The sequence below is a fragment of the Bradyrhizobium elkanii USDA 76 genome (assembly GCF_023278185.1).
GTDB lineage: Bacteria > Pseudomonadota > Alphaproteobacteria > Rhizobiales > Xanthobacteraceae > Bradyrhizobium > Bradyrhizobium elkanii.
On sequence record NZ_CP066356.1, the window covers coordinates 6,718,071 to 6,734,313 of the forward strand.

16 protein-coding genes are annotated in these 16,243 nt (G+C 65.5%); 13 read left to right on the forward strand and 3 right to left on the reverse strand.

Going from position 1 to position 16,243, the window contains the following annotated elements; translation table 11 throughout:
• Positions 1-52: 52 nt before the first annotated feature.
• On the reverse strand, positions 53-487 hold the full coding sequence (locus JEY66_RS32225) for a MarR family winged helix-turn-helix transcriptional regulator (RefSeq protein WP_016843070.1): 435 nt from the start codon (positions 485-487) through the stop codon (positions 53-55).
• A gap of 293 nt (positions 488-780) precedes the next feature.
• Here JEY66_RS32225 and JEY66_RS32230 point away from each other — a divergent pair, with 293 nt between their 5' ends.
• The 8 genes from JEY66_RS32230 to JEY66_RS32265 all read left to right on the forward strand — a co-directional run bounded on the left by JEY66_RS32230 (position 781) and on the right by JEY66_RS32265 (position 9,262).
• Entirely contained in the window at positions 781-1,680 is a 900-nt protein-coding gene (locus JEY66_RS32230) for a CHAD domain-containing protein (RefSeq protein ID WP_240537027.1), read from the forward strand.
• Positions 1,681-1,847: 167 nt separating this feature from the next.
• Positions 1,848-2,120: a helix-turn-helix domain-containing protein gene (locus JEY66_RS32235; RefSeq protein ID WP_016843068.1), complete on the forward strand. Its 273-nt coding sequence runs from the start codon at positions 1,848-1,850 to the stop codon at positions 2,118-2,120.
• The gene (hyfB, locus tag JEY66_RS32240) at positions 2,117-4,132 is read left to right on the forward strand and encodes a hydrogenase 4 subunit B (RefSeq protein ID WP_016843067.1); all 2,016 of its coding nucleotides are present in this window, start codon (positions 2,117-2,119) and stop codon (positions 4,130-4,132) included. The genes JEY66_RS32235 and hyfB overlap by 4 nt, the downstream gene beginning before the upstream one ends.
• Positions 4,123-5,079 carry a respiratory chain complex I subunit 1 family protein gene (locus JEY66_RS32245; protein ID WP_016843066.1) on the forward strand — a complete coding sequence of 319 codons (957 nt, stop codon included), beginning with the start codon at positions 4,123-4,125 and terminating at the stop codon, positions 5,077-5,079. Before hyfB ends, JEY66_RS32245 begins: the two co-directional genes overlap by 10 nt.
• Positions 5,079-5,741 (forward strand): hydrogenase-4 component E, encoded by a 663-nt coding sequence (locus tag JEY66_RS32250; protein ID WP_016843065.1) that lies wholly within the window; start codon positions 5,079-5,081, stop codon positions 5,739-5,741. Before JEY66_RS32245 ends, JEY66_RS32250 begins: the two co-directional genes overlap by 1 nt.
• Positions 5,738-7,186 carry a hydrogenase 4 subunit F gene (locus JEY66_RS32255; protein WP_016843064.1) on the forward strand — a complete coding sequence of 483 codons (1,449 nt, stop codon included), beginning with the start codon at positions 5,738-5,740 and terminating at the stop codon, positions 7,184-7,186. Before JEY66_RS32250 ends, JEY66_RS32255 begins: the two co-directional genes overlap by 4 nt.
• An 18-nt stretch (positions 7,187-7,204) precedes the next feature.
• Positions 7,205-8,716, forward strand: coding sequence for a hydrogenase large subunit (locus JEY66_RS32260; RefSeq protein WP_026192444.1), 1,512 nt, complete (start codon positions 7,205-7,207; stop codon positions 8,714-8,716).
• 12 nt (positions 8,717-8,728) lie between these two features.
• Complete coding sequence (locus JEY66_RS32265) at positions 8,729-9,262, forward strand: NADH-quinone oxidoreductase subunit B family protein (protein WP_018270378.1); 534 nt, start codon at positions 8,729-8,731, stop codon at positions 9,260-9,262.
• Between the two features lie 50 nt (positions 9,263-9,312).
• Here the strand turns inward: JEY66_RS32265 and JEY66_RS32270 are convergent, their stop codons facing one another.
• Complete coding sequence (locus tag JEY66_RS32270; RefSeq protein ID WP_018270377.1) at positions 9,313-10,323, reverse strand: LacI family DNA-binding transcriptional regulator; 1,011 nt, start codon at positions 10,321-10,323, stop codon at positions 9,313-9,315.
• Positions 10,324-10,421: 98 nt separating this feature from the next.
• Here JEY66_RS32270 and JEY66_RS32275 point away from each other — a divergent pair, with 98 nt between their 5' ends.
• The 4 genes from JEY66_RS32275 to JEY66_RS32290 all read left to right on the forward strand — a co-directional run bounded on the left by JEY66_RS32275 (position 10,422) and on the right by JEY66_RS32290 (position 15,202).
• Positions 10,422-11,294: a phytanoyl-CoA dioxygenase family protein gene (locus tag JEY66_RS32275; protein WP_016843058.1), complete on the forward strand. Its 873-nt coding sequence runs from the start codon at positions 10,422-10,424 to the stop codon at positions 11,292-11,294.
• A 124-nt stretch (positions 11,295-11,418) separates the two neighbouring features.
• Entirely contained in the window at positions 11,419-12,765 is a 1,347-nt protein-coding gene (locus tag JEY66_RS32280; RefSeq protein ID WP_018270376.1) for an MFS transporter, read from the forward strand.
• A gap of 3 nt (positions 12,766-12,768) precedes the next feature.
• Positions 12,769-13,629, forward strand: coding sequence for a sugar phosphate isomerase/epimerase family protein (locus JEY66_RS32285; protein ID WP_016843056.1), 861 nt, complete (start codon positions 12,769-12,771; stop codon positions 13,627-13,629).
• A 61-nt stretch (positions 13,630-13,690) separates the two neighbouring features.
• A complete protein-coding gene (locus JEY66_RS32290; protein WP_016843055.1) occupies positions 13,691-15,202 on the forward strand; it encodes a glycosyl hydrolase family 79 N-terminal domain-containing protein in 1,512 nt (503 codons plus the stop codon).
• Positions 15,203-15,217: 15 nt separating this feature from the next.
• Here JEY66_RS32290 and JEY66_RS32295 read toward each other — a convergent pair whose 3' ends face one another.
• Positions 15,218-16,003 carry a division plane positioning ATPase MipZ gene (locus tag JEY66_RS32295; RefSeq protein WP_018270375.1) on the reverse strand — a complete coding sequence of 262 codons (786 nt, stop codon included), beginning with the start codon at positions 16,001-16,003 and terminating at the stop codon, positions 15,218-15,220.
• Between JEY66_RS32295 and JEY66_RS32300 the strand changes: the two genes are divergently transcribed.
• Positions 16,002-16,241, forward strand: coding sequence for a hypothetical protein (locus JEY66_RS32300; RefSeq protein ID WP_162136745.1), 240 nt, complete (start codon positions 16,002-16,004; stop codon positions 16,239-16,241). The genes JEY66_RS32295 and JEY66_RS32300 overlap by 2 nt on opposite strands.
• Positions 16,242-16,243 lie beyond the last annotated feature (2 nt).

Consider the following 16,243-nt stretch of genomic DNA (forward strand, 5'->3'; position numbering starts at 1 on the left):
GTTTGACGCGCCTTCTTCACGCGAACCGGTACCCACTTCGCTTGAAGACGCTCTAGCTGTCCTTGTCTTTCGGAAACTTGTCTTGCAGGCTGGTCAGCCAACGCGCCACCACGTCGATTTCAGCGTCCGAGAACCCGTCCATCAGGCGGTTGTTGATCACCCTCGTCCGCGTTGCGGCACGTTTGCCGAGCTCCTGCCCCGCCGCGGTCAGATAGAGCCGCTGGCTGCGCCCATCCTCGCCATCGCGCCGGCGCTTCACGAGGCCTGCACGCTCCATCCGGTCGGCGAGCCCGCTCATCGCCGACGGCACGATGTCGAGCGCCTGCGAGACGTCGCCGATCAGCGCGCCGTCATTGCGCCCGAGAGAGAACAGCACGCCGGCCTGAGCCGAGGTCAGATCGTGGGCGGCCGTCTCCTGATCGATGGCGCGCTGCAACCGGCGATAGGCCACGGTCAGAAGAAAGATCAGCCGGTGTTCCGCTTTCATAGCGCCGTTATATATTTCGTACGCGAAATATCAAGATATTTCGTGCACGAAATATCCGGCCATTGGCGGGGAGCCGTCATTGCGTTCGGCGGCCTCAGAACCCCGCACTCACCCAAACAGCACGCGCTCGCGCCGGAACAAGCCCTTCCCATCGGCGCAACTGCGACATTTTGATCCCGCCGCCCGATCGTTGCGCTGCAGCTCGGCAGAAAACCCTTGATCGACGTCGATCAAACGGGAAGTCTTTGCATCCGGGAGCCGCGTTGCGGCCCTAGCGGGGTCACGAGAGTGTCATGACGTTAGCGGCAAGTCCGGACAGGGAGCGCGTTGTCCGCCCGAAGCGGGCACGCCATCTCAGCGAAGCCATGCGTTGCGAGACCGCCTTTCGCCTGATCCTGTCCGAATGCCTCGAAGAAGTCGCGACCAATCACGAGGCCTTGAGTTCCGGCGATCCGGCCGCGCTCCATCAGACCCGCATTGCACTGACACGGCTGAAAGCCGCGATCGCGTTCTACGGCCCGATGGTGGCGGATAGCGAGTGGACGCGACTGAAATCCGAACTGAAATGGCTGAGCGCACATCTCGGCGCAACGCGCGACCTCGACGTCGCGATCGAGAACAGCAAGGGCTTGCCCGAAGAACGCATGCTCCAGACGGCGCGAACCGATGCGTTCGACGCCCTCAGGGAGGCGTTGCAAAGCGACCGCTACTGGCAGTGGTTCGATGGCATGTGGGACTGGGTCGGCAGCGGCCCCTGGACCACGCGGCAGGATCCCCGTGCCGCGCAACGGCGCGCGGTGCCGGTGTCGGTCTTTCACGCGCGCCGGCTGGCGCGGTGGCATGGCAAGCTGTGCCAGAAGAGCCGCGGGCTGCAAGGGATGGGCAAGAACAAGCGGCACCGCGTCCGTCTCGCCAGCAAACGGCTGCGCTACGCGATCGAGTTCTCGGAGGGCGGCTTGCCCCCGGACGAATACGCGTCATGGCGGATCATCCTGAAGCACCTGCGCAAGGGACAGCAACTGCTCGGCGAATTGAACGATGACGAGGTGCGTCGCGGGCTGCTCGAGAGCGTCGATGCACCCGCGCAGCGCGCCCACGAGCGCAAGGCCAAGCACCAGCGCGTCCACGAGCGGAAGCGCAAGAGCCGGCTGCTGCGCCACGCCGCGGCGGTCTATCGAAAAATCTCCAGCTGAGCGCGCGTCAGCGCAACTTCGTCGACGCGGCGGATGCGGCTCGCGTCAATGACCACGCCCATAAATGATGTATAAAACATCACTTATTGCCCTTGTGCCATCATTACTTGATGTGCATAAATGACATTCAAATAGACCCGACTCCTCACATCGACGGCCATCAATCGATGATCACCGCGGCGCAGCTACGAGCTGCCAGAGCCTTGCTTGGCATCGACCAACGGCAGCTCGCCGAGCTGTCCGGACTTTCGGTGCCGACCATCCAGCGGATGGAGACGAGCGAAGGCACCATTCGCGGCAACGTCGACTCGCTCGTGAAACTGATCGACGCGCTCGGCACAGCCGGCGTCGAGGTCATCAATGAGGGCGCCATCAGCAGCGGCGGCGGCCGCGGGGTGCGATTGAAGGCCGGATCAGGCTCACCGAAGGTGCGGACATGATCCCGGCGGTCACTCAGCAGATCTGGTGTGTAGCCGCCCTGCTGGGAACGACCGCTCTCGCGATTGCAACGAGCAGATCGCGCCAATCGACATCCATCGTCTACGGCGCGACTTTCGCGATTTCATTGATCGCGCTGGCCGGGGCCGTGATTTCGCTCATCTCCGGTACCGGCGCGACGGAACTGGCTCTGCCGATCGGGTTGCCCTGGCTGGGATCGCATTTCCGCCTTGACGCGCTCGCCGCATTCTTTCTCGTCGTGGTCAATCTCGGCGGTGCGGCCGCAAGTCTTTATGGCCTCGGTTACGGCAGTCACGAATCCGCGCCGCAGCGCATCCTTCCGTTTTTCCCGGCGTTCCTGGCAGGGATGAATCTCGTCGTGCTCGCCGACGATGCGTTCACCTACCTCTTGTGCTGGGAATTCATGTCGCTCGTCTCGTGGGCGCTCGTCATGGCGCATCACCGTGACGCAGACAATGCCCGCGCAGGCTACGTCTATCTCGTGATGGCAAGCTTCGGGACGCTGGCTCTGTTGCTTGCCTTCGGCCTGCTGGCGGGAGCCGGCGGCAGCTACAGCTTTGCGGCCATCCGCGCCGCCCGGCACACCCCGTCCGAGGCCGCATTGGTGCTCGCGCTGATGCTGCTCGGCGCCGGGTCGAAAGCCGGCCTGATCCCGCTGCACGTGTGGCTGCCGCTGGCTCATCCGGCCGCGCCGAGCCATGTTTCGGCGCTGATGAGCGGCGTGATGACCAAGGTCGCGATCTACGGATTCATCCGGGTCGTGTTCGATCTGCTCGGGCCGCCAAGCTGGTCGGCGGGTGTCGTGGTTCTCATCCTCGGCGGCGCCACCGCCGTCATGGGGATCCTCTATGCGCTGATGGAGAAGGATCTCAAGCGCCTGCTCGCCTACAGCACGATCGAGAACATCGGCGTCATCTTCGCAAGCCTCGGCCTTGCGCTGGCATTTCAGGCGAACGGCCTCGGCCTCGCGGCCGCCCTCGCCTTGACGGCCGCATTGTTCCACGTGCTGAACCATTCGTTCTTCAAGAGCCTGCTGTTCTTCGGAGCCGGCGCGGTGCTGACGTCGACCGGCGAACGCGACATGGAGAAGCTGGGCGGCCTGATCCACCGCATGCCGCTCACGAGCTTCGTCTTTCTGGTCGGCTGCGTCGCGATCTCGGCGCTGCCGCCGTTCAACGGGTTCGTGTCGGAATGGCTGATGTTCCAGGCCGTCCTGCAGAGCCCCGACCTGCCGCAATGGCTGCTGAAGATCATGGTGCCCGCGGTCGGCGCCTTGCTGGCGCTGGCCGCGGCGCTTGCCGCCGCATGCTTTGTCAAGGCTTTCGGAATCACATTTCTCGGCCGCGCGCGGAGCCGGGCCGCGGAAGCCGCCGCCGAGGTCGATCGCTATTCGCTCGCCGCGATGTTCAGCCTCGCCGTGCTCTGTTTCCTCGCCGGCATTCTGCCCGGCCTGGTGATCGACGCGCTTTCGCCCGTCGCGCAGGCCGTGATCGGCCACCGGATGCCGCTTCAGGCGGAAGATCCCTGGCTCTCGATCGTGCCGATTGCGGAGAGCCGCAGTTCCTACAACGGATTGCTCGTCTTTGCTTTCATCACCGCCGCGGCGTCGCTCGCGGTGTACTTTATCCATCGCTTTGCGTCGCGCGCGATCCGGCGCGGACCGGCCTGGGGTTGCGGCTTCTCCGACCCGACACCGGCGGCGCAGTATTCCGGCGTGAGCTTTGTGCAGCCGATCCGCCGCGTGTTCGGCACGCTGGTTTTCCAGGCCCGCGAGCATGTCGACATGCCCGCGCCGGGCGAACTGCGGCCGGCCCGCCTCAGGGTCGATATGCACGACCTGGTCTGGGAGCGGCTCTACACACCCGTGACTGAACTCGTGTGGTTTTTCGCCGATCGGCTGAACCAGCTCCAGTTCCTGACCATCCGCCGCTACCTCAGCCTGGTGTTCGCAACCCTCGTCACATTGCTGCTGGCGCTCGCGATATGGTCGTGATCTCGGACATTCTCGTTCAGCTCGGCCAGATGGCGCTTGTGCTGCTGCTCGCGCCGCTCCTGACCGGCGTCGTGCGCAAGATCAAGGCGCGGCTGTTGCGCCGGAAAGGGCCGTCGATCTTCCAGCCCTACCGCGATCTGCTGCGGCTGCTGCGCAAGGAGGTCGTGCTCGCCGAAAACGCGTCCTGGCTGTTTCGCGTCACGCCCTATGTGACATTCGCGGCCATCTGGGTCGCGGCGGCGCTGGTCCCGACCTTTGCGACCGGCCTGCAATTCAACTGGAGCGCCGACCTGATCGCGATCGTCGCCCTGCTCGGCAGTGCGCGCTTCTTCCTCGCGCTTGCCGGCATGGACGTCGGCACCAGCTTCGGCGGCATCGGCTCCAGCCGCGAGGTGATGATTGCCGCGCTCGCCGAGCCGGCCATGCTGTTGATGGTGTTCTGCGTCGCGCTGATTGCCGGCTCGACCCAGCTGTCGACGGTCGCGACCTTCATGGCGTCGTCGGAAGTCGGACTGCGCGTCTCGCTCGGCATGGCGATGATCGCCCTCATCATGGTGGCGCTCGCCGAAAACGCGCGCATCCCGGTCGACAACCCGGCGACGCATCTGGAGCTGACCATGGTGCACGAGGCGATGATCCTCGAATATTCCGGGCGTCACCTCGCCATGATCGAGTTCGGCGCCTTCCTCAAGCTGCTGCTCTACATCTCGCTGATCATCTGCGTGTTCTTCCCGTGGCAGATCACCACGGAAGGTGCGGGCCCGCTGTCCTATCTCGTCAGCGTCGCTGTCTACATCCTCAAGCTTGCGATCGCGAGCTTCCTTCTTGCCGTGTTCGAGACCGCGACGGCCAAGATGCGGGTGTTCCGCGTCCCCGAATTCCTCGGCGCGGCGCTGATGCTCGGCCTGCTCGGCACGCTGCTTCGGTTCGTGTCACGGGGCTTCTGATGCACAACCTCGCCTTCGACATCGCCCATCTGCTCGCCGGCGGGCTCGTGCTGATCAGCTTCATGATGCTGTACCAGGACCGCCTGTATGCGCTGCTGAACATCTTCGCACTTCATGCCGTGGTGCTCGCAGCTTCCGTCGCCTGGCAGGCCTTCATCCAGAATGCGCCGCATCTCTACGTCACCGCAGCCATCGCACTGGTCTTCAAGGCGATCGTCATCCCGGTGGCGTTGCATCGGATCATCAAGCAGCTCGGCATTCATCGCGATATCGAGACCGCGGTGAGCATCGGCCCGACCATGCTTGCGGGCATGGGGCTCGTCGCGCTGTCCATGGTGCTGATGCTGCGCGTCACCGGCGCGGCCGATCCGCTGGCGCGGGAAGACCTCGCCTTCGCGCTGTCGGTGGTGCTGCTGGGATTGCTCGTCATGGTGACGCGGCGCAACGCCGTCAGCCAGGTCGTCGGCTTCATGTCGCTGGAAAACGGCCTGGTGCTGGCCGCGACCGGCGCCAAGGGCATGCCGCTCGTCGTGGAGATCAGCGTCGCCTTCTCGATCCTGATCGCATTCATCGTGATCGGCGTGTTCCTGTTCCGCATTCGCGAGCGGTTCGACACCGTCGACGTCGGCGCGCTCGATGAATTCAGGGGGGAGCGCCGATGACTGCCGCGTCGGATGCCGTCACCTGGGTTCTGTTGATACCGATCACCGCCGCGGCGGTGCTGGCCGCGCTGCCCGGCTACCGCTTGACCGCGGGCCTCAATATCGTGGCCAGTCTCGGCACCTTGCTGGCGGCGCTTTCGCTGCTCGTGGTCGAGCGCCCGCAACCCGGCCAGTACCTGCTGATCGACGATCTCAACATCGTCTTCATCGTGCTCAACACCTTCGTGGGATTCACGACGAGCGTGTTCAGCGCAAGCTATATCGCCCATGAGCTCGAAACCGGACGGCTGACGCCGGGCTATCTGCGATTCTACCATGCCATGTATCAGGTGATGATGTTCGGCATGAACCTCGCATTCGTGTCGAACAATATCGGCCTGATCTGGGTCGCGGTCGAGGTCGCTACGCTCACCACCGTGCTGATGGTCGGCATCTACCGGACCCATGCGGCGCTGGAAGCGGCCTGGAAGTATTTCATCCTCGGCAGCGTCGGCATCGCGCTGGCGCTGTTCGGCACGATCCTGGTGTACATGGCCGCGCTGCCGGTGGTCGGCGAGGGGCAGGACGCCATGGTGTGGACGGTGCTGATCAGCCGTGCGGCGACGTTCGATCCGGCATTGCTCAACGTCGCCTTCATCTTCCTGCTGCTCGGATACGGCACCAAGGTCGGCCTGGCGCCGCTGCACGCCTGGCTTCCGGATGCACATGCCGAGGGCCCGACCCCGATCTCCGCCGTGCTTTCCGGCCTGCTGCTCAACGTCGCGCTCTACGCGGTGCTCCGCTTCAAGATCCTGCTCGCCGCCAATCCGGATGCGATATCGCCCGGGCCGCTGATGGTGACGATGGGGCTGACCTCGCTGCTGTTCGCGGCTTTCATGCTCTACCGCCGCCGCGACATCAAGCGGCTGTTCGCCTACTCGTCGATTGAGCATATGGGCATCATCGTGTTTGCGTTCGGCATGGGTGGCCCGCTCGCCAACTTTGCCGGCCTGCTCCACATGGTGATGCACAGCCTCACCAAGTCGGGAATCTTCTACGCGGTCGGCCACATTGCGCAGGTGAAGGGCACGCAGCGGATCGCCAACATTCGCGGCCTGACCGAGTCGCATCCGGCACTCGGCTGGAGTCTCGTGATCGGCGTGGTCGCGATCGCCGGCCTGCCGCCGCTCGGTATCTTCATGAGCGAATTTCTCATCGTCAGCTCCACCTTCGCGCGCCAGCCGCTGCTCGCCATCCCGCTGGTGTTCGGCCTGCTGCTCGCCTTCGGCGCGCTGATCCTGCGCCTGACCAGCCTTGCGTTCGGCGAGCCGCGCGGCAATGCCGCGCCGGCGGATGCGTCCTATTTGCCGATGTTCGCGCATTTCGCGCTGGTGCTGACTGCGGGCATCTATCTTCCGGGACCGCTGGTCGTCTGGTTCCAGCACGTCGCCCACCTGCTCGGTTAGCGCGAGGGAGAACGGGACATGCCAAGGTTGATCGATCTGATCCGAGCGGACCACAGGATCGAACGGCATCATCCATGGCCGCGCGCCGTGGTCGACGGCGATACCTGGCGCGCCGCCGCTCACGCGCTTGCGGATAGCGGCCTCAGCCTGCTCGGGCTGTGGGGTGAACCGTCGCGCGTGCACATGGCCATCCTCGACGACCGCACGTCCGATATCGGCGTGATCAGCCTGGATTGTCCCGATCGCCAATTCCCGTCGGTCGCGGCCTATCATCCGCCGGCGCTTCGATTGGAGCGCACCCTCCACGACCTGTTCGGATTGCAGGCCACAGGCACACCGGATCCCCGCCCCTGGCTCGATCATGGTCGTTGGCAAACGCGCTTCCCGCTCGGCGAACGTCGCGATGCATCGGCGGACGCAGCGCCCTATCAATTCCTCCCGGCCGAGGGGGACAGCCTGCATCAGATCGCAGTCGGTCCGGTGCATGCCGGCATCATCGAGCCCGGGCATTTCCGCTTTACCGCGAGCGGAGAGACGGTGGTCCGCCTCGAGCAGCGGCTCGGCTACACCCACAAAGGTGTCGAAGGGCTGATGACAGGCAGCACGATCGAGCAGGCCGCGCGGCTTGCCGGCCGGGTCTCCGGCGACAGCACGGTCGCCTATGGGCTGGCATTCGCGCAAGCCGTCGAGGCCGCGCAGCGGATTGCGGTGCCGCCGCGCGCGCTGTTGCTGCGCGCACTGATGGCCGAGCTCGAGCGGCTGGCCAACCATCTCGGCGACATCGGCGCGATCTGCAACGATGCGTCATTTGCGCTGATGCAGGCGCATTGCGCCGTGCTGCGCGAATCCGTGCTGCGCGCGGCCGACGCAGCATTCGGCCACCGCCTGATGCGCGACCTCGTCGTTCCCGGCGGCGTCGCGCGCGATATCGCCGGCGATGGAGCCGACGCAATCCGGGCCGTACTCGACCGGATCCGCCGGCATTTCCCTGCGCTGGTCGAGCTCTATGACAACACCGCCTCGTTGCAGGACCGCACCGTCAGCACCGGCATCGTGCCCCCCGCGCTCGCAAAGCAATTCGCCGCCGGTGGCTATGTCGGGCGTGCGAGCGGCCGCGACCATGACGCCCGACGCAGGCCCGGCTATCTCCCCTATGATGGCCTTCGCTTCGAAGTCCCCGTCCTCGGCGACGGCGACGTCAACGCCCGGGTCTGGATCCGGATCCGCGAGGTTGAGCAGAGTCTTGCGCTGGCGTACCAGATCCTCATTGGCCTCGAGGCCGGCCCGGTGAAAGTGCCACTGCACAATACGGCAGAGCCTTGCGAAGGCATGGCCCTCGTCGAAGGTTTTCGCGGCGACATCCTGGCCTGGCTGCGCCTGAACGGCGATCGGATCGAGCGATGCCATCTGCGCGATCCGTCGTGGTTTCAGTGGCCGCTGCTCGAGGCGGCCATCGAAGGCAACATCGTGGCGGACTTCCCGCTCTGCAATAAGTCGTTCAACTGCTCCTATTCCGGGCAGGATCTCTGAGGGCTTGAGGCGATGCGCAAACTTCTGTTCCAGAGCCTGTTTCGCCAGCCATTGACGGAACAGGCGCCGCGCCCGGACGACACTGCGCTCGCGGAGCTCGCGGCCATGGTCGGCGGCAGCGCACGACGACGCCTCGGCCGCAGCCTCTCGATCCGCGAGGTTGATGCAGGCTCCTGCAACGGATGCGAGCTGGAAATTCACGCGTTGAGCAATGCGTATTACGACGTCGAACGGTTTGGAATCCGGTTCGTCGCCTCGCCCCGCCACGCCGACGTGCTGCTGGTCACGGGTCCGGTCACGAAGAACATGCGCGAGGCGCTGGAGCGCACATACCTTGCGACGCCGGATCCCAAATGGGTCGTCGCTGCGGGCGACTGCGCAAGGGATGGCGGATGCTTCGCCGGCAGCTACGCGGTGGTTGGCGGAGTCTCCGCGGTTGTTCCGGTCGATCTCCACATTCCGGGTTGCCCGCCTTCGCCGATCGCCATCCTGCGTGGCCTGGTGAGCTTGCTCGAGGCGGTCGACTCCGGGGTCGCGGCAAGGTGAAGGCACGGAAAGAAACGAGCACCTCCGCGCGCACCGTTGGCGGAGCCGCGCTAGCCGCTGTCGCGCAGCACCAGTTCGAAGCCGAGATCGACGCGGCGCTCGCCGCCGCGCTCCAGCGTCAGCGTCGCCGCGGTGCGGCCGATCGCGTCGCCATGCACGCTGATCGTGCTCAGGGTCGGCGAGATCAACTGGCCCATTTCCAGATCGCCAAGCCCGATGACGGCGACCGGTTGCGCCGATGCAGGCCCGTCGCGCAGCAGCCCGGCCTTGCGCAGCCCGGACATGAAGCCGATCGCATGCGCATCGTTGGCGGCGAACACCGCGTCGACATCGGGCAGCCGTGCATGCGCCGCCACGCTGCCGGAATCCTTGCGGTCCAGGATCAACCGGCGCGGCTCGGCAAGGCCGCTGGCCAGTGCCTCGTCCCTGAAGCCGAACCAGCGGCGCGTTCCGCGCGGATCGTCGCCGCCGATGAAGGCGAGCTGCTTGCGGCCCTGCGCGACCAGATGCCTCGCGACGGCGACACCGGCCTTGTAATTGTCGAAGCCCGCGACCGCGTCGATCGGGTTTGCCGGCAGATCCCAGGTCTCGACGATCGGAATGCGCGCATTGCGCAGCAGGCGGCTGCCCTCCTCGGTCGCCGGCGAGCCGACCATGATGATCGCCTCGGGCCGCCGCGACAGCAGCGCCGCCAGCATGCGGTCCTCGCGCGCCGCGTCATAGCGCGACTGCGCCAGGATCACGGAGAAGCCGAGCGGCTCGAGCTTGTCGGACAGGCCCTGCACCGTGTCGGCGAAGATCGCGTTGGCGATGGTCGGCACCAGCACGCCGACCGAATTGGTCCGCGCGCTCGCCAGCGCGCCCGCCACCAGGTTCGGGACATAGCCGAGGTCGCGCATCGCCCGCTCGACCCGCGCCCGGGTCTCCGGGGCAACCAGGTCGGGCATCCGCACCACCCGGCTCACCGTGATCGAGGAGACGCCGGCGCGCTTGGCCACCTCTGAAAGGGTGGGCGCGGCACCGGCCGGGGCGGTCCCGGGGGCGGTCAGTTCGGAGCTCATGGTCTGGAGCCTGCCCGATTCCGGGTTGCCAAGCCACGATGTTAGCGCTAGCATTAGCTCATGTTAGCGCTAACATGGAACAAAAAGGGAGAAATGGGATGATTTCGGACGAACAGGCCCAGGCCTACAAGCGCGACGGGGTGATCGTGGTCCCCGAGGTGCTCAACCAGGAGACCTTAGGCAAGGTGCGCACGGTCCTCGCGGAGCTGGTGGCCGGCGCCGCCGCTGTGAGCGAGCACACCGACGTCTACGACCTCGAGCCGGGCCATTCGCCTGACAATCCGCGCGTCCGCCGCATCAAGGCGCCGCACAAGGTGCACCCGATCTTCGACGAAATCGTGCGCAGCCCGGCCGTGATCTCGATCCTCACCAAGCTGATCGGCCCCGGGCTTCGCCTGCACGGCTCCAAGCTCAACATGAAGTCGGCGCAATACGGCTCGCCGGTCGAGTGGCATCAGGACTGGGCGTTCTATCCGCACACCAATGACGACATCCTCGCGATCGGCGTGCTGCTCGACGATTGCGATATCGAGAACGGTCCGATGCTGGTGACGCCCGGGTCGCACACCGGCGCCACGATGTGGGACCATCACGGCGAGGACGGCCACTTCGCCGGCCTGATCGATCCGGACCAGATCGCGGACGACATCAAGCGCGCGGTGCCATGCATGGGCAAGGCCGGCAGCATGTCGTTCCATCACGTGCGCGCGCTGCACGGCTCGGCGACCAACACGTCGAACCGGCCGCGCAACCTCCTGCTCTATGAAGTCGCCGCCAGCGACGCCTGGCCGCTGACGGGCGTGAAGGATTTCGACGAGTTCAACAGCCGCCTGCTGGCGGGCCCGCCGGTGGTCGCACCGCGGCTCACCGATGTACCGGTGCGCATGCCACTGCCGCCGGCGAAACGGCAGGGATCGATCTACGAGACACAATCGGCGTCGAAGAAATCCTACTTCACGCGCGCCGCCTGAGAACTGAGACAATGCCCGCGGCCAGGCCGCGGGCATTGCTGCTTTCACGAGCGTGATCCCTCGCGACAAACGTGGAGATCATGCCCGATCAAACGACCATAAAAATCAAAATACGGGGAAACGAATGACCGAGATGGCAAGAGATGGCGCTCGCACATCGCGCCTGCGTGTGATCCTGGCCGCAAGCATCGGCTCCGCGCTCGAATGGTACGACTTCTTCCTCTACGGCACCGCAGCGGCGCTGGTGTTCGGCGAGCTGTTCTTTCCGAAGAGCGATCCGGTGGTCGGCACGCTGTTGTCGTTCCTGACCTTCGGCGTCGGCTTCGTGGTGCGGCCGTTCGGCGGCCTGTTATTCGGCATCCTCGGCGATCGCTATGGCCGCAAGCCGGTGCTGGTCTCCACACTCCTGATGATCGGCATCGGCACCACCGCGATCGGCTTCCTGCCTACTTATGGGCAGATCGGGATCTGGGCGCCGATCCTCCTGGTCGCGATGCGCGTGATCCAGGGCCTCGGCGCCGGCGCCGAATATGGCGGTGCGGTGATCTACCTGGTCGAGAACGCGCCGCCGAAACATCGCGGCTTCTGGGGCGGCTTCGCGCCACTCGGCGTCTCCGTCGGCAATCTGCTCGCCGCCGGCGCCTTCGCGCTGGTGACCATGCTGCCGCGCGAGGATTTGATGAGCTGGGGCTGGCGGCTGCCCTTCCTGGCGAGCTTCCTCCTGATCGTGGTCGGCATCTTCGTCCGCATGCGCATCACCGAGACGCCGGTCTACACCGAGGCGGTGGTCGCGCGCGGCAAGGTCGAGAGCAATCCGGCGATGGAAGCGTTGCGCCGGCACCCGCGCAACTTCTTCGTCGTGCTCGGCGCCCGCATGGCCGAGAACGGGCTCGGCTATTTCTTTCCGGTGTTTGGCCTCAGCTACGTGATCACCACGCTCGGCGTGCCGAAGGCGGAGGCGCTCAGCGCCTTGATGCTGGCATTCACGGTCGAGCTGTTCGCGATTCTCGGCTTTGCGGCCTTGTCCGACCGGATCGGACGGCGGCCGGTCTACATGTTCGGCGCGCTCGCCGGCGTGGCGCTCGCCTTCCCGTTCTTCTGGATGGTCGGCACCAGGGAATGGATCATGATCGCGCTCGCCTTCATTCTGGCGCGCGCCGTGGTGACGGCGGCGATGTTCGGGCCGCAGGCGGCGTATTTCGCCGAGCTGTTCCCGCCGCAACGCCGCTTCGCCGGCTTTGCCTTCGCGCGCGAGCTCGGCTCGCTGCTGTCGGGCGGTCCGGCGCCGTTCGTCGCCACCGCCCTGGTGGCAGCCTATGGCACCTGGTGGCCGGTCGCCTGCTACGCGATGTTCCTGTCGGCCTGCACCGTGATTGCGATCTGGATCGGGCCCGAGACCTACCAGGAGAACATCGCCGCCGACGCGAGCGAACAGGCCGAGCTGTCCACGGCGATCCCGGCGCGGGCCTGATCGGTGGCGCAGCAGCTGCGTGTCCTGCAGTCGCTCTGGGCGATGGAGCGGCGGCTGGCCGATGAGGGCGAATGGCCGCTGCATACCCAGCTCGCGATGATCCGCGATGCCGGGTTTGACGGCGCCGGCGTGCGCTTCATCGATCCCGCCTTCGCGCGCGAGGTGACGAGCTTCCTTCGCGCGCATGGCATGATCTGGCAGGCGCAATGCTACCCGAGAACGGTCGACGACCTGAAACCGGTGCTCGAGCTGGTCGCCCGGCTCGGCGCCGATCATGTCAATTTGCAGCCGGACGTTCGACCGCGCCGGCTCGCAGATTGCATTCCCCTGCTCGAAGGCTGGCGGCAGCTTGCCGCGGAGGCCGGCGTCGCCGTGCATGTCGAGACCCATCGCGACCGCATGACGACCGACCTGTTCTTCATGCTCGATTTGCTCGACTGCTTTCCCGATCTGCGGCTCACCGCCGATCTCTCGCATTACCTGGTCGGCCGCGAATTCGCCTGGCCGGTCGACGACGTCAACCACGCGATGATCCATCGCATCCTCGACAATGCCTGGGGCCTCCATGGCCGCATCGCGAGCCGCGAGCAGGTGCAGATCTCGCTCGGCTTTCCGCAGCACCAGGGCTGGGTGTCGCTGTTCATGGGCTGGTGGGACTACGCCATCCGTTCATGGCGCAAGCGCGCCGGACCGGACGCGACCCTGACCTTCCTGTGCGAGCTCGGTCCTCCGCCCTATGCCATCACCGGACCTGACGGCAGGGAACTGTCCGACCGCTGGCAGGACGCGCTGGTCATGAAGGACATGATCCGCGCGCTGTGGGATCGCATCGCGAACGAGCCGCAAGATCTGCTGCCGCGTTGATTCAGAGCAGCCTCGGCGGCATTCTGAGAGGAAGCGCCATTCAGAACGCCACGAAGCCCTCATGCGCGTCCACTGTGTTCTTGCTCGTCGACGCCTCGCACGCGTCGTTGTCCTGGCGATTGCGGCCTTCGTCAGCACGAAGGCGACCGCGGCAGAACTGACGCTTGATGTCGCGACCATGCCGCGCGTCGGGCTGATCGGCCCGCGCTTCCAGTCCTACAACATCGAGATGGTCGAGGTGACCGGCGGACGGTTCTGGAAGCCTTATGCAACCGCCGCCGCGCGTCGGCGTGCAGAAACGGAGCGGTTCGCAGCTCGCGCCCCGATCGACCTGCACGATGGCAGACTGCGCAAGCTCGCCGCCGCGCTCTCACCCGCATACCTTCGTGTGAGCGGGACCTGGGCCAACAGCACGTTCTTTGCGAATGCCGAGACGCCACCCACTGCGCCGCAGACCGGATTCAAGGGCACACTGACGCGACAGCAGTGGCGGGACGTGATCGACTTCTCGCACGCCGTCGACGCGCCCATCGTCACATCCTTTGCGATCAGCACTGGCACGCGTGACGCCGAGGGGCGGTGGACCTCCGAACAGGCCCGACAGCTTCTCGCTTTCACAAAATCGACCGGCGGCCAGATCGCCGCAACCGAGTTCATGAACGAGCCCGATCTGCCGGCGATCGGCGGCGCCCCCGACCGCTACGACGCCGCAGCCTACGGCCGAGATTTTGCAACCTTCCGCGCATTCGTGAAGGACACCGCACCCGACGTGACGATCCTTGGCCCGGGCATGATCGGCACCGGCACGGACGCACACGCGCGTTTCGCGGTCTCGGCAGCCGGCGTCGATATCGTCTCCTACCATCATTACGGCGCGCTCTCGGCGCGATGCGGCGGCGATCGCACGGCGAACCAGGCATTGTCGGACCAATGGCTGGCGCGAACCGGCAAGACCCTCGCCTTCTATCAGGCGCTGCGCGACCGGCTTGCGCCGGGCAAGCCGATCTGGCTGACCGAGACCGCGGAGACCGCATGCGGCGGCAACCGCTGGGCCGCGACCTTCACCGATACGTTCCGCTACCTCGATCAACTCGGGCGGCTCGCCAAGGCCGGCGTTCAGGTTGTCATGCACAACACCCTTGCCGCGAGCGACTACGGGCTGCTCGACGAAAAAACCCATCTGCCGCGGCCGAACTACTGGGCCGCACTGCTGTGGCGGCGGCTGCTGGGAACCACCGTGCTCGATGCCGGCGTCGGCGAACATCCCGGCTTCCATGTCTACGCGCATTGCGCACGTGACGTGCCGGGTGGAGTGGCCCTGCTCGTGATCAACAACGATCGGCGGATGCGGCGCAAGCTCACGCTGTCGGCCGCCTCGCAACGCTACACGTTGGCGAGTGCAACGCCCGCCGATGGCAACGTTCAGCTCAATGGCAGCACGCTCGCGCTTGGCGCTTCCGACCAGCTTCCCGCTCTGAGCGGTGATGCCACAGCGGCGGGAGTGATCGTCTTTGCTCCCGCAACGATCACGTTCCTGACCGTTGCCAATGCGGACAACGCCAACTGCCGGTAACGATCCGGCGGCGCCCTACGCCGCGTCGCGGCTGGCGTCGGAGGTCTCCGCCGGGCGCGCCACAAGATGGCCGAGCATGATGGCGGTCATCAGCCGCTCCATCTCGAGCCGTGCGGTGACATGCGACATGGTCGGCCGACCACCGAGTGCGAGCTGGCTGACGTCGTCGATCGCGGTCAGTCCGCGCGGATAGAATTCGCGGAAGATCACGCGTTCGGCCAGGCCATCGACCATGCGGAAATTCAGCGTCTTGGCCAATTCGCTCAAGGCTTCGCCGACCAAGCGCTTGTTGCGTGAACCGAGCATGGAGAGACGGTTGCGCAGCACCACCCACTCGAATGCCGGCTGGTCGTGTGCGCTGCGCTCGCGCCGCGCCTCCTCCACCATCTTCGAATAATGGCTGATGCCGGTCACCTTGAAGTCGTTCGGATCGACGGTGCCGAGCACGTCGAAATCGAGGAAGCTGTCGTTCAGCGGCGTGATCAGCGTGTTCGCCAGCGAATGCGTGAACGTCGTCAGATAGGTGTCGTGGCCGGGACAGTCGATGACGACGAAATCGTGCGACCGGCCGAGCCGCTCGACGATCTCGGCAAGCGCGCTGCGCCCGAGCGTCTCGACCTCGCTGCTCCTGCCGCTCACCGTTTCGAAGCACATATGCGCGGGAATGCCGAGATCCAGCGAGGTTTCCCGCGCCCAGTCCCGCCGGTTCTCGACATAGTGCGTCAGCGACTTCTGTTTGTTGTCGAGATCGATGGTGGCGACACGCTGACCCGCCTTGATCAGCGCGACGGCGACGTGCATGGCAATTGTCGACTTGCCGGAGCCGCCCTTGTTATTTCCGACAACTATTACTCGTGCGTTTGTCATGGGAATCCATACCGGACGCTTGAGTGAAAGCAGGACGAAACAGAATTTAATGAATGGCTCGAATCTCCCTGATTCGACGAATCTCGACAAGAGTCGTCGCACGATCGTCGTGATTGAAATTGATGCGGCTGCGACAACATTGTCACAACCGCAATCCGGGCACGTATCGTGAAC

Coding starts and splice junctions, on each gene's coding strand:
- JEY66_RS32225 (WP_016843070.1), bottom strand. CDS start 487: ATGAAAGCGGAACACCGGCTGATCTTTCTTCTGACCGTGGCCTATCGC.
- JEY66_RS32230 (WP_240537027.1), top strand. CDS start 781: ATGACGTTAGCGGCAAGTCCGGACAGGGAGCGCGTTGTCCGCCCGAAG.
- JEY66_RS32235 (WP_016843068.1), top strand. CDS start 1,848: ATGATCACCGCGGCGCAGCTACGAGCTGCCAGAGCCTTGCTTGGCATC.
- hyfB (WP_016843067.1), top strand. CDS start 2,117: ATGATCCCGGCGGTCACTCAGCAGATCTGGTGTGTAGCCGCCCTGCTG.
- JEY66_RS32245 (WP_016843066.1), top strand. CDS start 4,123: ATGGTCGTGATCTCGGACATTCTCGTTCAGCTCGGCCAGATGGCGCTT.
- JEY66_RS32250 (WP_016843065.1), top strand. CDS start 5,079: ATGCACAACCTCGCCTTCGACATCGCCCATCTGCTCGCCGGCGGGCTC.
- JEY66_RS32255 (WP_016843064.1), top strand. CDS start 5,738: ATGACTGCCGCGTCGGATGCCGTCACCTGGGTTCTGTTGATACCGATC.
- JEY66_RS32260 (WP_026192444.1), top strand. CDS start 7,205: ATGCCAAGGTTGATCGATCTGATCCGAGCGGACCACAGGATCGAACGG.
- JEY66_RS32265 (WP_018270378.1), top strand. CDS start 8,729: ATGCGCAAACTTCTGTTCCAGAGCCTGTTTCGCCAGCCATTGACGGAA.
- JEY66_RS32270 (WP_018270377.1), bottom strand. CDS start 10,323: ATGAGCTCCGAACTGACCGCCCCCGGGACCGCCCCGGCCGGTGCCGCG.
- JEY66_RS32275 (WP_016843058.1), top strand. CDS start 10,422: ATGATTTCGGACGAACAGGCCCAGGCCTACAAGCGCGACGGGGTGATC.
- JEY66_RS32280 (WP_018270376.1), top strand. CDS start 11,419: ATGACCGAGATGGCAAGAGATGGCGCTCGCACATCGCGCCTGCGTGTG.
- JEY66_RS32290 (WP_016843055.1), top strand. CDS start 13,691: ATGCGCGTCCACTGTGTTCTTGCTCGTCGACGCCTCGCACGCGTCGTT.
- JEY66_RS32300 (WP_162136745.1), top strand. CDS start 16,002: ATGGCAATTGTCGACTTGCCGGAGCCGCCCTTGTTATTTCCGACAACT.
- JEY66_RS32295 (WP_018270375.1), bottom strand. CDS start 16,003: ATGCACGTCGCCGTCGCGCTGATCAAGGCGGGTCAGCGTGTCGCCACC.